Here is a 13,687-nt window from a genome sequence, read left to right as displayed (position 1 = left end):
GCGTTTAAACGATTGGCCTTATGGTTCAATGAGGTTGAAGATGCAGGAATTGAATCTTTCAGAACCGTGTACCGCTCCATTGAAACTCACTACGAGGGTATATTGAATTACTTTAATAACAGAAGTACCAACGCTTCTGCCGAATCCTTCAATGCAAAAATTAAAGCCTTTAGATCTTCTGCACGGGGAGTTCGGGACATTAATTTCTTCCTATTCAGACTCCAGAAAATCTATGCTTAACTACCTCATCCCCCAAAAATTTGACTTGATCCTAAAAATGGTGGTCTATTTTTGATAGACCTACAGATAGACCCAAAATAACGAAAACAGCTCTGAGAACGGGTTTCGTGCGATTTACTCGCGGCCTGTAGGTTACAACTTTCGAACCTCTTTGGGGTAGAACTTAATAAAATTGTAGATTTTTACGATAGGTATTTGCATAAGCTTCAACAGTCAATATTAAAGAGTTCGTAAGTCGATGAAGGGGATTTAGTTCGAACAAAAGATTGCCTGAATACGTGAAAAACATTCTTTTTACTTTACTAGGCAAAATGGGTGAAAACACCCTTCTACAGTTTATAGAATTTTTGTAATCTCGAATCTTGGAAGTACGTAGATCACGATCAAAATACTTTGAACTATTCAAAGGGTTTTGATTAGTTGTAGGCTTCTGATTTTTCTAAGTAGTAAAAATAATAGCTTTCAAAAATTGATATTTTGTAAAATAGCGTATAATAACAGAATATTATATAACCCATTGTAAAACTCTTATGCCAAAGCTTCCTGATATAATTCTCAGAGATGAAAAATACGCGAGAATATGCTTTAATAACTACGATCTTTATTGTGAATATCACCAGTCAGAAAATAAAGATTTTATTTTAGCTGTTTGTGATTATGATCCCAAACAGCGAGTTGGAGGTTATCGAAAATCTGGCTGTGGGCACTTTTTCGTTTCCAAAAATGGGCAGACAGTGATGATGGGGGAACTTCAAAGACCTAATGACGGCAAAATAGGTAATAATGGCTCTTTTGTTATTAACGACTGGCTTTGGGGAGATAATACAAACTCTGTTGCATATTGCATAAGTATAACCGGCGAAGTTCTTTTAAAAGAGAAGCTTGGAGCAAACTTACTTAACAATGGCATTAGTGATTCTAGTCGCTTTGCTATATTCATAACAGCTAATAGCAATAATAAAGATTGTGATATTGCAATTCTGTTTGACACAGCACAAAAGAAAATTATCAATAAAATAAAATTTGGATTTGAAACCCCGGAAAGCTTTACGCTAATTGATGAAAAAGAAATTTGGCTCCACTATTCAGGTAGGCCAGGAGTTGTGCTGGATTGGAGTTTCAGGCATATACGATATCTGGATAACGGCAGGTAACAAAGAGTGTAATAGTGGGACGACGAATGATTCTTCAACCTTCACTATTTCTATTCTGATATAATCGAGCTCTTTGGTTGCACATTCAGCAATTTCCTTAACTTGGTCGTAAATTATTCAATGGTCCTTTGTAGTCGAGTGGTACTTACACATGCCCTTCCAACGAAAGACTTCACCGTTAACAGTAATTGATGAGCTTCGATCAAAATAGAATATTATCAACCGTTCAAGATCAATTGACCATGTTTGAAAAATTACTAACTTACATAGAGATTACGCCTGTTACTGAACTTAGCTTTTCATCATCTGAATTTTGTGACAAACAAAGATTAACAAATTTAATTTCTAAAATTAGAAAGAGTAACTATCCGATTGTCTATAATATTAGTTGTGCTGATGAAGTCCAGCGGGGACAGTTAATAAGTCGCTTTCAAGAATTTCAAATTCGGAATGCTATTCAGACAAGAGGCAAAGATCGTTTGAATGTATCAAGGTTCAACAATGTAGATTCTGAGACTTTGTATCTTGGAAGTTCTATGAACGATATTCCAGGACGTATAAAACAACATTTGGGAGGTGGAAATTTTAGAACTTACAGTTTGCACTTATCCAAATGGGCTAATGACCTAGTGTATAATATTACGTTATCAACATACGTCATCAGACATAAACAAGACGGAAGGCTGGAGCGACCATTTGTAGAATTAATTGAACAAGCGTTGTGGGATCATTATAAACCAGTGTTTGGCAAGAAAAGCGGTCTATGACGTCAGCAAACATTGCCCCCCCTATTCTATCACCCATATTTTAATGTTGTGAGATTGTTAGGAAGTCGGTCGTCAACTCGCAATTGCTGTTTCTAGCACAATCGGCATGATGGCGTTATACCTTGAAGACTTCCTTTCATTCGGAGATAGTGTGAATGCAAAGTCGTGGGCTCAAACAAAAGTTTTGGCCACATAAGTAAAAATCCCTCTTATTCGCTGATCGCAGTGGACATTGTAATACACAGCAACCTCTTCGAGTACATGCTGCATTTCTTCCAGATCATGAGGCTCAAAAGGGAAGGGTAAACAATCGATAAAATTGGGGATTGATATTATTGCTCAATGCTTTTTGAAACCGACTTCTGTAATTATCAATACCACCTGAGTGATCCCGTTGTGTGACGCCTATAATGTACTGCTTGGTGAACTGTATACTTGCTTCCAGGTTTTCATCGCTCTGGTTGAGAATAATAATAGGTTCCGGTTTCGGATGTTTTTTTAATACCGTATTAATAATATGTTGTCCAGAATGTGCCATACTTTAAATTTTAGGGGTTCAATATTACAGTTTTAACTGTAGCGATCATATTTTAAATAATTTAACGAAATCATTGTAATTTATTTATCTGTGTTTTTTGGAGCAGAAAACGGTGTACTATATAGCTATGGCAAGACATATCAATATTACTACGTTAGCCGTTCTCGGGCTCTATTACGAGTGATTTTTTCAGTGCTCAGTTCCAGCAATGCATTGTCTTGAAGGCCAGTTAAAATACTCTTTGTTACGGTTATTATTGTTTATTAGCACTCATGCCAGTTTGCATGCTTTTGCATCAACCTTTTATGGATCCGGTTCCTGATGGCGTTACGTTCGTAGCATCACTGGGACTGTTTATCCTGCATCGATATTTACCGGTGAGTGGTATTGTTCGAATAGCCAATAAGGGTTTATCTGTAACTGCTCCCAGTGAAGCTTTAGCTGATTTTCTAGGCTGAGAAGTTTTTGATGGGTTGCACCTGTGTTGGAGGGATCTTTTTTTACCTTCTCAATATATTCCAGCAGGTTCCAGCAAATGGTAAACTGACCACAAGCAATAACGGCGTCCAGCATTTTGCTTTCAACATCTTTTGGGCTGAGCCATAAAGTCGTATCCATACTCGCTGCCTGCTGGGCCACCTCCTGAATGGCTGCGGAGGGGTCGAGATAGGTAGGTAATTCACCTTTTTGTAACTTCTCCTGCCTCTTCTCTTCACCCGGCCGAAGCTCATAGACTGCATTCATGATACGCCTGTTTTTCCACTCCGATTTATGATAAACATTGTTATAAACCAATTGCCTTATCCGTTTGAGAAATACTTCGTTCATCATTTTCATCACGGAATCTTTGCGATTGGACAGCATGTTTTCATAGACACGCAGATTTAACCGCAGTAGCTTACCCAAGGGAGATAGAAAATGAGCGGGCACGCCTAGTTTTTTCGGCTGACCTTTCAAAAATTTTCCTACAAATAGAATTATCAGAAAGAATGTTGATAAAGTTGCGAACAGAACGGCCAGCCAGATCTGATCGAGGTAAAGAAAATAACCGAGCAGAACGAACGATGTTAATAACAATGCCCCATCAGCGACCAGAATTTGTTTTGGCGTCAAACCGCGCCACCAGTTCTGCTTGTGCTGGATACTGGCTTTGAATTGCTCCATATAGGGACTGGCCACATCGGAAGCGATGATCAGGTCGATGCAGGTCTGTTGATCTTGTTTATCTGTTACGTTTTTACGATGTAACATCATTCTGTCATTGGCCAGCAATAATGGTTCAAGGCCTTGGTTATCAACAATCCCCCCGTCCATCAGTCCTACTGGGAAATTTGGCGCTGTTTTAAAAGAGGTGACGGCAGGAACTGCACTCAATACAAAATCTGTTGGGAAGTTGATCGGCTCAAAAGCACCTGGGAAACAGCTGGAGGCAGCTAAGATGTCTGCTAGCCGAATATGGCGCGCCACTTCATGCGGAATGCGGATGTTTCTATTACCTATCAGCCCGCGGTCAGGCAAATTCTTTTTGAGCTGAAAGATCCTTTCTGACCACTGAAACCGGAACTGTAAAGCGCTGGCGAACTCTGTTGCATTAAAAGACATATGCCTCAGGTGTGTTTCTGGTCTCTCTGTCATCAACTCACCAAACAACGCACCGTTAAACAATTGCTCATCATATACGTCTGCTATCGCACTGATCAGCGACTGAACACGCTCAGGGCTCCAATGATTGGCTTTAAGCAACTTGTCCAGTGTCAGGTTCACAAGGTCTTTCTTGGTCAAAAATTCATACAACGCATGATAGATATCCCGGAAGGACTCCCCGCGTTGAACACCAAGGGCATAACGGGTCCCGGTGATAGTGCCACCGCTTACGGTGGAAAGGGCACATACTTTATCCAGCAGGCTGCCGGTATCAAGCGTTACCTCTCTCAAGTAACTGATCACTCCTAGGTTAAATGCAGCTGCGCGGTAACCGCCACCCGAAAACGCGATCGCAATCGTTAGATCTTCCGGTGGAAGGGATGGTTGCTCATCCATACGTTTATATCAATTTAAAGTAGTTATTCAAAAACAAAAGCCAATAATTTTGTATTGGTAACTACGAAGGCACAAGTAGGAATTGGGATTTTCCTATTGATCTTCTTTAACTCTTCAATCGTGGCAATATCCTGCGCGCTGAGCTTTTCCAGGTCCATAGGATGCGAGTGCCATTCACCTATATAGCCTATGGTATTGCCCGACCGCTCCTTGATTTGATCAACCGCCTCCGGTAGTCCTTTTGTGCCTCTTTCAAATCCTGTACAACTACCCTTACTGCCCTGGGGTTCTACGATGATATCGAAGACATGAATCGTCTTGGTCTTATAGTTGGCTAAGCCAATTAATACACCGCCAGTCTCTGTCGGCGCCTTTTGTCTGCACAAATCCCATAACTGTTGCTGTATACCTGCCATTATCCTGACAGACCAGCCGCTACCTGCCGCGCACATTAGTACATTGAACGGTTTTACCAGCTCCGTTTTGCTCGAAAGTGAGAGGAGGTCTTCCTCTTCACAAATATTCATGTATAGCAGGCCCTCGCCTTTGCTTACAGCGTTGCCGGTATTTTTGTACAACACCCTAGAAAAGGCGCTGGCATGCAGAGAGATGGTATCATCAGGCATCACTGTCGTTGTGGAACTGCATCCGAGACCCACATCGAGCGTGGTGAGGACGCGATGCATATCTCGCTCACGCCAACCAGCCAGGTGCGGATTAGTAAGCGAGCGGAAGAAAGTGAGGGATACCAGATCATCTATTCTAGGGTTTCTGTTATTTCCTTCGGTATAAAGAAATCCGAGGCGTCCATCATCGGCAATTTCACATTTCGATAGTATTACAGAAGGCGGCAGAGTGGCCGTAGTCAAAAAATTAAGGGCACTCAGACTGGCAGAGGTATCTACTATTCGGGAATAACCTGGTTCAACCTTATCAAAAGACTGGTCAATGCGGCTGGCATGTGCTTTAAAAGCGGTATCCTGCAATACATAAAGCGATTCTAATTCCGTTACGATTGCTTTCGCTTTATTTCTCCCTACATGCTCTCTGGATAATGTATGCCGGGCAAGGTTGTGTTGAAGTAACTTGTCATGGTCAATTATTTTAATATCGGTGTTGCCACTCCTAGCCTCATGCATGATCATTTTACTGCCTAAGGAACCTCCACCTATATATAGTGTTTTCTCTTCTCTGTTTTCCCCGGAAAGCCTTGCCCCAAGTTCTTTTGTGAAGGGTTCTATATGTTGAAGGGTCCAGACTTGTGCGTCGTCTAGGCACTTGCCGGTGGCAAAATTTCCAGCATTGACGATAAAGCTGGTAAACTCATAAGGACCGTCATAACCCACCATTTTTTTTGGTCTCCTATTAGCGAAGGTGATCAATATTCCGTTGAGGAATTGGAGATCTAGCTTCATGTATGCATTGAGGATGGCTATGATATCAATTCCTCTGCCAGTGAAATAAAGCTTCAGCGCGGCGAAGTTTTCAGGCAAGCTGGTGCTATAGCTCTCTTCTGCCTGGCCGTCATCCCGCCATACAACCAACGAAAACATGAACTTCCGCTTATGCGTCTTCATTTTTTCAGTTACACTTCGAAGCGCATCACGAGTATCTGGCAGCGAAACATAAGGAATGGGACCAGCACTGTAATATCCGGAGTCGAACTCATCGTTTTCATCAAGCCATCCCATCAGGACGCTGGCGGGTAAACCCTTGATGAAAGGAACCTTATCTTTCACTGTTTCATGCAAAGTGTTGTATTTATACACATGTGTCCCATAGAAGTTTTCCAACCTTGTGGGATCAAACTCATTATTGTCGTCAGCCAACTTTCCCATGCCTGCTTTCTGTAGCCATTCCAATCCCACTGACAGCAGATCAGACATTCTTTTGTTGGCAAACCACTCATTAGGACTGTTCCTTACCAGACACAACGATGCAGGTTGGTTCACACGTTTCACATAAAGATGCGGTAACTGTGCGTGAGGAAAGTTTTTCCTGTCACTCAGCAGCATCGGCATTTTATGCGGGTATTCAGACAGCGAAATCTTGATCAACATCGGCTCTATTTCCCGGATATCAATGCCTCCAAGCGCTCCACGCGTAGGCAGCGGCACATGGAAACTTACAGGAACAACAATATGGTCTTCGTCAAGCCGAAGCACCGGCAAGGAGGCATTGCCAAAATATTGAATTATTTCAGCAATGCACTCTTTTACACTATCTGGTAACACCCCCCGAAAGGGCTGGTAATCTGCGCTGTATAACATTATCAGATTTTCTAGCCTTGGTATATAGTAATAGCTGCAGCGCCAGAACCTCCCGCCGATCCGCGGGCAGCAGATACATCGGACTTGACTGGTTGCACGGGACCGTTGGCGGAGATGGTAAATTCAATAGGTTCCTGATACTCCTCTGATTTATGTTCGGCCGTATTGATAAATTCTGACGACTTGTTCAGCACTTTCAAATATTCTGTTTTCGCTAGGTAACAGGGTGGGTTATCGTCATCGTCCTCAATTTTTTTGCTAGAAGAGATGATCAGACCACCGCTCCTGCGGTAACGAAGTACCTCAAGGGAGCTTTCCTTCGCTTCCTCTTTTTCATTATGTTCATTGAAAAAGGTCCAGGAGCAATGGTGGGGAGCCAGGAAAATATCCCAATCCAGTGCTTTTTCAGACTCTGCTTTACCAGATTCAATAGTTTTGGTAACAATGATCTCCCAGGCGATATAGTCTGCGTCACCACCAAACATAGCCAGTACCGCAAAGTCGTCATCATCTGCCTTCTCCTTGAATCTTGCCTGGAAGACGATGCTATTTGTGTTCTTGCCTGGTTCAGCTGACGCCAGGGTTTCTTTGAAAGGGGCATGGATGAACAGCGAAAAGGTAGTTTGCGCTTTTTCGTTGAACGTACTAACCACTTTGCCCGGCGTAAGTCGCAGATAGTTCAGCTTCTGGTAGTCCTTGTTGCCGTCATAGCCGATGATACGTATCCTGTTGCCAGGTAAATTTCTATCGGGGTGTTCGGTGATGTGAAGGTCCAGCCGACGCTCTGCCTCCTGCTGGAACGCATCTTCGTCGTCATTACTGTGTTCCTCAGCTATCATCGGGGAAAACCATAATTCATCGATAAGGATTAGTTTGTTATCCCTGTCCTCTTGGCTATAGGCATTAGGATCGCCGCAGTAGTAGTGGTTCTTAAAGCCTCGACAATGATCCAGGTCGCCATGTGTAAGTACGAAAGAATCTATAAAAGGATTATCATTACGCTTTTTGATAGAAGCTAGGACGTCCTTTTTTACATCGAAGCAGGTGCCGTCGGTGCTATCCACTGATGTCTGACGTATATTACAATCAATAGCGATAGTGGTACCATCACGCAATATTATCAACGACATATCCCCGTTGCCAACGGGGTAGTATTTTATCTTATCCATATGTTGTTTTTAATAGGGTTGCTGAGTATTTGGTGTGTTTCCATCTTAAAAAATTAAAACCGGACAGCCATCAATGACTATCCGGTTGAGTAATGTCAATGCTTGTTGTCTTTTGGTGGAATAGGGTCATTTCCGTAACTGTCTTTATCACGGATCTTACCATTCTTCCCGTGAATGACCACTTCGGAGCCCTGATTTTTTGCAATGGACTTGGCGCGGTCGATTGCCTGCGCTTGGGTAGGAGAAACTTCGGTAACCTTCTTGTTACCAGCTCCCTTTACACCCCAGTTTCCCTTATGGGGAATGACATGCTGATTTTTTCCCATATGTATATTGTTTTGTATGGGTTATAAATGCCTCCAATATTATCCGGATTAGGAGGCGTTGTAGCCGTTGGTGTAAAAGAGAGCGAGTTTGTTCAAAGAAATACGGTTTACCCGGGGTGGGAGTTGACTATATCAATCCAACTATTATCTTTGAGGTCGATAAGAACACGGAACCTGTATACCAACTTACTGGTTCAAAGCCCCAACAGTTTTCCTAGAACTGCTGGGGGCTTTTCTCTTTACAATCATCGCTGGCATCCTTCATTTCAAATTGCTTTACGCGATTACATAGCAAAACTGAGCTTTTTTCTCAGAAATTGCTCAAAAAAGTAATCCACAAGGTGTGAGGGTAAATTTATTTTGTTTACTTTTCACAAATATTACCTTTGCAACCTTTTTAAAGAATTTGGGTATATGTTGGTCAGCATCTCAGTAGAAAATTATCTTTCAATACGGGAGCCTTTAAAAATTGACTTCATTGCAGATAATATAAAAGAATATAAGGAAAGTCAATTTTCCCCCTTACCTGGAAGCAAAGTCAATCTATTAAAGTCTCTTGCAATTTTTGGAAGCAATGGTAGCGGAAAGTCTAATCTGATAAAGGCTATAGATTTTATCAGATTCTTCGTACTCAATTCGTCAAAAGAGAGCCAATCAAACCAGTCAATTCCTGTACAACCCTTTTTGCTATCATCAGTAGCAAAGCATAAGCCTTCCTCATTTGAAGTGGTTTTCTATATAGAAGAAAAGCGATATAGGTATGGATTTTCGGTTACCCAGAGATATGTAGAAAGTGAATGGTTGTTTTTTTCGGATAAAAGAAAGGAAGAAAAACTGTTTGTTAGAGCTAAACAAGACTATACCTTTGAAAAGGTATTTAAAGCCGGCTTAAAAGGTAAATTTGAATTATTTGCAGAAGTTACACGTCCTAATGTATTATTCCTTTCAGTGCTTGCTCAGTTCAACAGCCCAATTTGTTTATCCATTTCCGAATGGTTTTCAGAACTCATGATATCAAAGGACAATGATCACTTAAATTTAATCGAATATACAGCATCTTTGATGGCTATCTCTGATTACCGTAGTTTGATTAATGAGATATTTCGCAAAACAGATTTAGGAATTGAGAATATAGAAGAACATCTAATTAACTCCGAAAAACCGAAAAGTTCATTTTATGATTTTGTTATGTCGGTTGTTAAGGAGGGTTCAATGGATTATAAAGTTATGACTTTGCACAATGAGTATGATGAAAATTCGAAAGTGACAAACCGAGTATTCTTTGACTTATTAAAAAATGAATCATTAGGTACGCAAAGATTTTTCGGAATTATTGGACCAATTTTAGAATCGTTAAAAAAAAGAAAGATTTTATTTATCGATGAGTTAGATGCGCATCTTCATACATTGTTATTTGATTTAGTGATCAAACTTTATAATTCAAGTAAGTTCAATCCTAACGGGGCTCAGATTATATTTACCGCACATAATTTACATCCTCTTAAAAAAGGTTTGAGACGCGATCAAATCCTTTTTATGGAAAAGGATAAAATAGGGAATTCTTCAATGTCGTCTCTTCATGCAAAGTATCCTGAGGTAAGAAATGATGCATCGTTTGAAAAGGATTATCTTATAGGAAGATATAATGCAATACCCAAAATAGGCATGCAAGGTAATTTGTTTGACCCACCGATTGAAAATGAATAAATTGACATCTTTACAACGCCAACCGTAACATCTAAATTATCTTTTTCATTTTTCAAGTTCATCTATATTGCAGAAAGTGGAAGTCATTTGACTTTCTGCCCGCCAAGAGGTCATCCAGAACGACCAACATGCACCTTTGTGATGAAGCAGTAAGTAAAATGCTGGATGAAAATCCAAGGATTGAAACAAAGGAAGTCTTAGAGAAAATTACAGAAATGGGGTACAACGGATCAACAACAATGTGCTATGAGAATGTCAGAAAATTGCGGGAAGGAAAAATAAATAATACTACGAATCAGTTGGCAACAATATTCTGGGTGCCACCTAAAGCCAGCAATCTCTTTTATATTGATAGAGGACGCTTATCAAAGGAAGTGAAATTGTTTATTAATACCCTATGCACGGAGAGTAAAGAAATTAAAAGGGCTACAAAACTCATACGGCAATTCAAAAGCATGCTCAAGAAAAAAGACGGTTCAATGTTAAATGCATGGATCAAAAATGCTATGTCATCAAACGTCAAAGAAATCAGAGGATTTGCAAAAGGATTACTTTCTGATTTCGAGGCAATCGAAAATGGCGTAAAATTACCATGGAGTAATGGCCCGGTAGAAGGCTTTAAAGTTGAAAATATTCAAGCGTCAAATGTACGGTAGGGCTAGTTTTGAGCTTTTAAGAAAAAGATTAGTAAACAACCAAGCTTGACGAAGAACCAGAATCAACGGAATTTACACAAGACTAAATATAATTAGTCAAAAACATGTTAAACGCTGACGACCGTCATTAATTAAGCGAATCCTGCATCATAAATTTATATTATCGGTATCTATTAGGAGAGGTGGTTTGCGGTTGTCTTAACAACCGTTGACTGTAATATAAATTAATTTATGATCTGTGCGGAAATGACTGATGCACGATTCGATACAATAAAAAGTCTCCTTAGATCTGGGGAAATTAAAAAATTTACAGAAATATTTGAGTGGATCCCTCATAGCACTATAGCAAAAGAATTTCGCACAAATAACAATCGGATGAAGAAACTAACTGAGAACCCGGCGATGTGGAAACTCGAAGAAATTTATAAACTAGCAGATCTGATCGGCTATGATGCCAAAAAATTGCTGATGATGGCTGCTAAAGAAGGTGAACAAACAAGAAAGTTGTAAATTCTAGTGGCATTTTTACGATCGTAACAAAGTCCAGATTAAACACGCGCAGTATCCTCACATTATAACCAGTCTCAGTTTTTTCATTAGAAAAGACTCGTATTGTAACTGGTTTTTTTTCTTAATGATAGGGAACAAACGATTTAATTGTTACTAAGTCGTAAATTACCCATTAGATAGTTGGATCTATCTAATATACCTGTCTTCTTGTCTCATTCGATCGCCTTGTCATTTCGCTAGTCCCAGCAACTACTTGCTTACAGACCCAAACAAGTGCCCCAATTCCATTTCTAATACGACATTTGTTATCGTGAAGTAAAAAAAGGAGCGTATTTGCGATTTCTGAGTTTCAATCCGCCGCCGCCCTGGGCTTAATCGCGATTTTATGAATTTAATAATGCGAGTGCGATCCAGAGAATCGTATGAAAGCATTCCATGGCTTGTGAGAAATTCACCGCCGGCCTAGCGCCATGTACGTCAAAACATTTTATTCGGACTTCTGTATATAACGTAAGCCCCAGACCCTAAAAGATGCGCTGAAATATTGCAGTAATTGTGCAGGCCGCCACTATTTTTTTCTCCAACTAAAGGAGACGGGAACGCAATGCGCAATAAATGGAATATAGGTGTGTAAATCCTATTGCTGACTCGGTAGGAGGCATCTACTGACACATTAAAGCCCGGAACTGCCGGGCTATAATGTGGAATCAATTGGCAATTATTGTGCTTTGCGAATTATGAAAATTACGAAGCCATGAAGCAAACCTGCCCAATATATTTACATTGCACTAAAACTTGTGAAATGCTCGCTTACCCATTCAAAAGCTCCTCCTTTCTTCCTTACATGTCCTAGACCAGGCCATGGAAGATGAATGGAAAAGGCTAGTTGCCGAGTCTCTGCTAAGCGGTGCAGCATTTCCTTGCGCGTAACAATACCTTCTTTGAAGTCATAATCCGCCTCAAAACCCCAATCAGGATATTCGAATAGTAATAAATGGTGAGTGAGGTCGCCCATATGTATCAATTCCTGTCCTTCAGACATTATCAAATAAGAAGTATGGCCAGGTGTATGGCCCGGTGTCGGAATAGCTTTAATAAAATCAAATAATATCTGACCCGGTTCAAACAAGATCAACTTTGCACCCAATGCTTTTTTGACAGCTTGTATGATTGGTACAGAAAAACGAATAAAGCCTTCCTTGTCAACCAACTTGCTCTTTGATAAATTTACTGTTCCGGAATCCCAAAATTCATATTCATTTCGCGGCATATAAACCTTGGCATTCGGGAAGGCCAAATCCCCTGTAGAAGTAAGTATCCCACCAATATGGTCTGAATGTGCATGCGTTATGAGGATGTTGGTCACCTCCGCTGGACGTATACCAGCAAGTTCGAGATTAGGGATCAACCATCCAGAGCTGTCTCCCATGGTATTACCTGCGCCGGCGTCTATTAATATAACCTGCGCTCCGTTTTTGATCACAAGCATATTCAGTGCTATCTTTACAAAACCAGAAGGCAAAAAATGTGACTCTAATGCGCTTTTGAAGCATGCTTTACTGGTTTCAGGCGCCAGAATAGGCTGAGGCGGATCGAAAACAATAAACCCATCGGATACCACAGTTAGCTCAAGAGTTCCTAATCCAAAACGATGAAAGCCCGCTTTTCTGGAAATGCTGTTTGTCGTATACATAGTTTTGTATTTTAACAGCATAAAATTATACCGACTGCATATGACATGAAAGTAGACACTTAAAAGTAACTAGGTAATAATTCACTATTTACGTTGTAAACCAGCTTAAAAAGGTAAAAAAATATGACACACAAACAACTTTTATATGCCGGTTGCACCATAGAATATGGCTTTAAACGTATAGGCGGCAAATACAAAGCCCGAATACTTTGGTACGTGAATGAGTTGGGGGTTTTGCGTTTTGGGGAATTAAAAAAGATGATAGCAGGAATTACAACCAAAATGCTCACCACGACATTGTCGGAACTGGTCTCAGATGGTTTGCTTACACGTACAGAACATTCAGAAAAAGTACCAAAGGTAGAGTACAGTATTACTCATGAAGGAAAGCGCATTATCCCAATTATAGAGATCGTTATGCAGTGGGCAGAACAACAACTTGAAAAGAATCCAGCGATGCAAAAAAATGATGCGGTTGAGCCTACTAGAAACACTATGCAATGACTCGATTGCAATGATCTGTCTTGCAATCTTATGAGATTATGTTATTACCCTTAAGATATCTTCCATCAAACGCGGTAATAACAAAACCCCACGTTATGAGAGATATTTCCTGC

At 40.5% G+C, this 13,687-nt stretch carries 13 protein-coding genes; 7 read left to right on the top strand and 6 right to left on the bottom strand.

Translation table 11 applies throughout. The features are described from left to right. The 3 genes from JT717_RS28530 to JT717_RS27685 all read left to right on the top strand — a co-directional run. Positions 1 to 240 (top strand): transposase (locus tag JT717_RS28530; protein WP_240348458.1); only part of this gene is annotated, 240 nt, incomplete at its 5' end. A 530-nt stretch (positions 241 to 770) separates the two neighbouring features. Then, positions 771 to 1,394: a hypothetical protein gene (locus tag JT717_RS27690; RefSeq protein ID WP_205514596.1), complete on the top strand. Its 624-nt coding sequence runs from the start codon at positions 771 to 773 to the stop codon at positions 1,392 to 1,394. Between the two features lie 191 nt (positions 1,395 to 1,585). Next, a complete protein-coding gene (locus JT717_RS27685; protein ID WP_205514594.1) occupies positions 1,586 to 2,161 on the top strand; it encodes a hypothetical protein in 576 nt (191 codons plus the stop codon). 289 nt (positions 2,162 to 2,450) lie between these two features. Here the strand turns inward: JT717_RS27685 and JT717_RS27680 are convergent, their stop codons facing one another. The 5 genes from JT717_RS27680 to JT717_RS27660 all read right to left on the bottom strand — a co-directional run bounded on the left by JT717_RS27680 (position 2,451) and on the right by JT717_RS27660 (position 8,504). After that, on the bottom strand, positions 2,451 to 2,699 hold the full coding sequence (locus tag JT717_RS27680; RefSeq protein WP_205514593.1) for a hypothetical protein: 249 nt from the start codon (positions 2,697 to 2,699) through the stop codon (positions 2,451 to 2,453). Between the two features lie 354 nt (positions 2,700 to 3,053). Then, positions 3,054 to 4,739, bottom strand: a complete 1,686-nt coding sequence (locus JT717_RS27675) for a patatin-like phospholipase family protein (protein ID WP_205514591.1) — start codon at positions 4,737 to 4,739, stop codon at positions 3,054 to 3,056. A gap of 23 nt (positions 4,740 to 4,762) precedes the next feature. Continuing rightward, positions 4,763 to 7,009 (bottom strand): anti-phage 6A-MBL system cap2_3 protein, encoded by a 2,247-nt coding sequence (gene cap2-3 / locus JT717_RS27670; RefSeq protein WP_205514589.1) that lies wholly within the window; start codon positions 7,007 to 7,009, stop codon positions 4,763 to 4,765. Between the two features lie 11 nt (positions 7,010 to 7,020). Then, positions 7,021 to 8,178, bottom strand: a complete 1,158-nt coding sequence (gene mblB, locus JT717_RS27665; RefSeq protein ID WP_205514587.1) for an anti-phage 6A-MBL system MBL-fold protein — start codon at positions 8,176 to 8,178, stop codon at positions 7,021 to 7,023. Positions 8,179 to 8,273: 95 nt separating this feature from the next. After that, positions 8,274 to 8,504 carry a DUF2188 domain-containing protein gene (locus JT717_RS27660; protein WP_205514585.1) on the bottom strand — a complete coding sequence of 77 codons (231 nt, stop codon included), beginning with the start codon at positions 8,502 to 8,504 and terminating at the stop codon, positions 8,274 to 8,276. A 414-nt stretch (positions 8,505 to 8,918) separates the two neighbouring features. Between JT717_RS27660 and JT717_RS27655 the strand changes: the two genes are divergently transcribed. The 3 genes from JT717_RS27655 to JT717_RS28710 all read left to right on the top strand — a co-directional run bounded on the left by JT717_RS27655 (position 8,919) and on the right by JT717_RS28710 (position 11,377). Continuing rightward, positions 8,919 to 10,211 (top strand): AAA family ATPase, encoded by a 1,293-nt coding sequence (locus JT717_RS27655; RefSeq protein ID WP_205514583.1) that lies wholly within the window; start codon positions 8,919 to 8,921, stop codon positions 10,209 to 10,211. 128 nt (positions 10,212 to 10,339) lie between these two features. Continuing rightward, positions 10,340 to 10,867: a transposase gene (locus JT717_RS27650; protein WP_205514581.1), complete on the top strand. Its 528-nt coding sequence runs from the start codon at positions 10,340 to 10,342 to the stop codon at positions 10,865 to 10,867. Between the two features lie 375 nt (positions 10,868 to 11,242). Then, a complete protein-coding gene (locus JT717_RS28710) occupies positions 11,243 to 11,377 on the top strand; it encodes a hypothetical protein (RefSeq protein ID WP_255553062.1) in 135 nt (44 codons plus the stop codon). Positions 11,378 to 12,155: 778 nt separating this feature from the next. On the opposite strand, the gene JT717_RS27645 is transcribed toward JT717_RS28710, so the two are convergent. Continuing rightward, positions 12,156 to 13,070: an MBL fold metallo-hydrolase gene (locus JT717_RS27645; RefSeq protein WP_205514580.1), complete on the bottom strand. Its 915-nt coding sequence runs from the start codon at positions 13,068 to 13,070 to the stop codon at positions 12,156 to 12,158. Positions 13,071 to 13,193: 123 nt separating this feature from the next. Here JT717_RS27645 and JT717_RS27640 point away from each other — a divergent pair, with 123 nt between their 5' ends. Further along, positions 13,194 to 13,574 carry a winged helix-turn-helix transcriptional regulator gene (locus JT717_RS27640; RefSeq protein WP_205514578.1) on the top strand — a complete coding sequence of 127 codons (381 nt, stop codon included), beginning with the start codon at positions 13,194 to 13,196 and terminating at the stop codon, positions 13,572 to 13,574. The last annotated feature ends 113 nt before the right edge of the window (positions 13,575 to 13,687 follow it).

The organism is Longitalea arenae, assembly GCF_016924755.1.
GTDB classification, from domain to species: domain Bacteria; phylum Bacteroidota; class Bacteroidia; order Chitinophagales; family Chitinophagaceae; genus Niastella; species Niastella arenae.
This window is presented reverse-complemented; position numbering and strand designations above follow the sequence as displayed.

What these genes read in the sequence shown, in the direction of transcription:
- JT717_RS27690 (WP_205514596.1), top strand. Translation starts at nt 771, where the DNA reads ATGCCAAAGCTTCCTGATATAATTCTCAGAGATGAAAAATACGCGAGA.
- JT717_RS27685 (WP_205514594.1), top strand. Translation starts at nt 1,586, where the DNA reads ATGAGCTTCGATCAAAATAGAATATTATCAACCGTTCAAGATCAATTG.
- JT717_RS27680 (WP_205514593.1), bottom strand. Translation starts at nt 2,699, where the DNA reads ATGGCACATTCTGGACAACATATTATTAATACGGTATTAAAAAAACAT.
- JT717_RS27675 (WP_205514591.1), bottom strand. Translation starts at nt 4,739, where the DNA reads ATGGATGAGCAACCATCCCTTCCACCGGAAGATCTAACGATTGCGATC.
- cap2-3 (WP_205514589.1), bottom strand. Translation starts at nt 7,009, where the DNA reads ATGTTATACAGCGCAGATTACCAGCCCTTTCGGGGGGTGTTACCAGAT.
- mblB (WP_205514587.1), bottom strand. Translation starts at nt 8,178, where the DNA reads ATGGATAAGATAAAATACTACCCCGTTGGCAACGGGGATATGTCGTTG.
- JT717_RS27660 (WP_205514585.1), bottom strand. Translation starts at nt 8,504, where the DNA reads ATGGGAAAAAATCAGCATGTCATTCCCCATAAGGGAAACTGGGGTGTA.
- JT717_RS27655 (WP_205514583.1), top strand. Translation starts at nt 8,919, where the DNA reads ATGTTGGTCAGCATCTCAGTAGAAAATTATCTTTCAATACGGGAGCCT.
- JT717_RS27650 (WP_205514581.1), top strand. Translation starts at nt 10,340, where the DNA reads ATGCACCTTTGTGATGAAGCAGTAAGTAAAATGCTGGATGAAAATCCA.
- JT717_RS28710 (WP_255553062.1), top strand. Translation starts at nt 11,243, where the DNA reads ATGAAGAAACTAACTGAGAACCCGGCGATGTGGAAACTCGAAGAAATT.
- JT717_RS27645 (WP_205514580.1), bottom strand. Translation starts at nt 13,070, where the DNA reads ATGTATACGACAAACAGCATTTCCAGAAAAGCGGGCTTTCATCGTTTT.
- JT717_RS27640 (WP_205514578.1), top strand. Translation starts at nt 13,194, where the DNA reads ATGACACACAAACAACTTTTATATGCCGGTTGCACCATAGAATATGGC.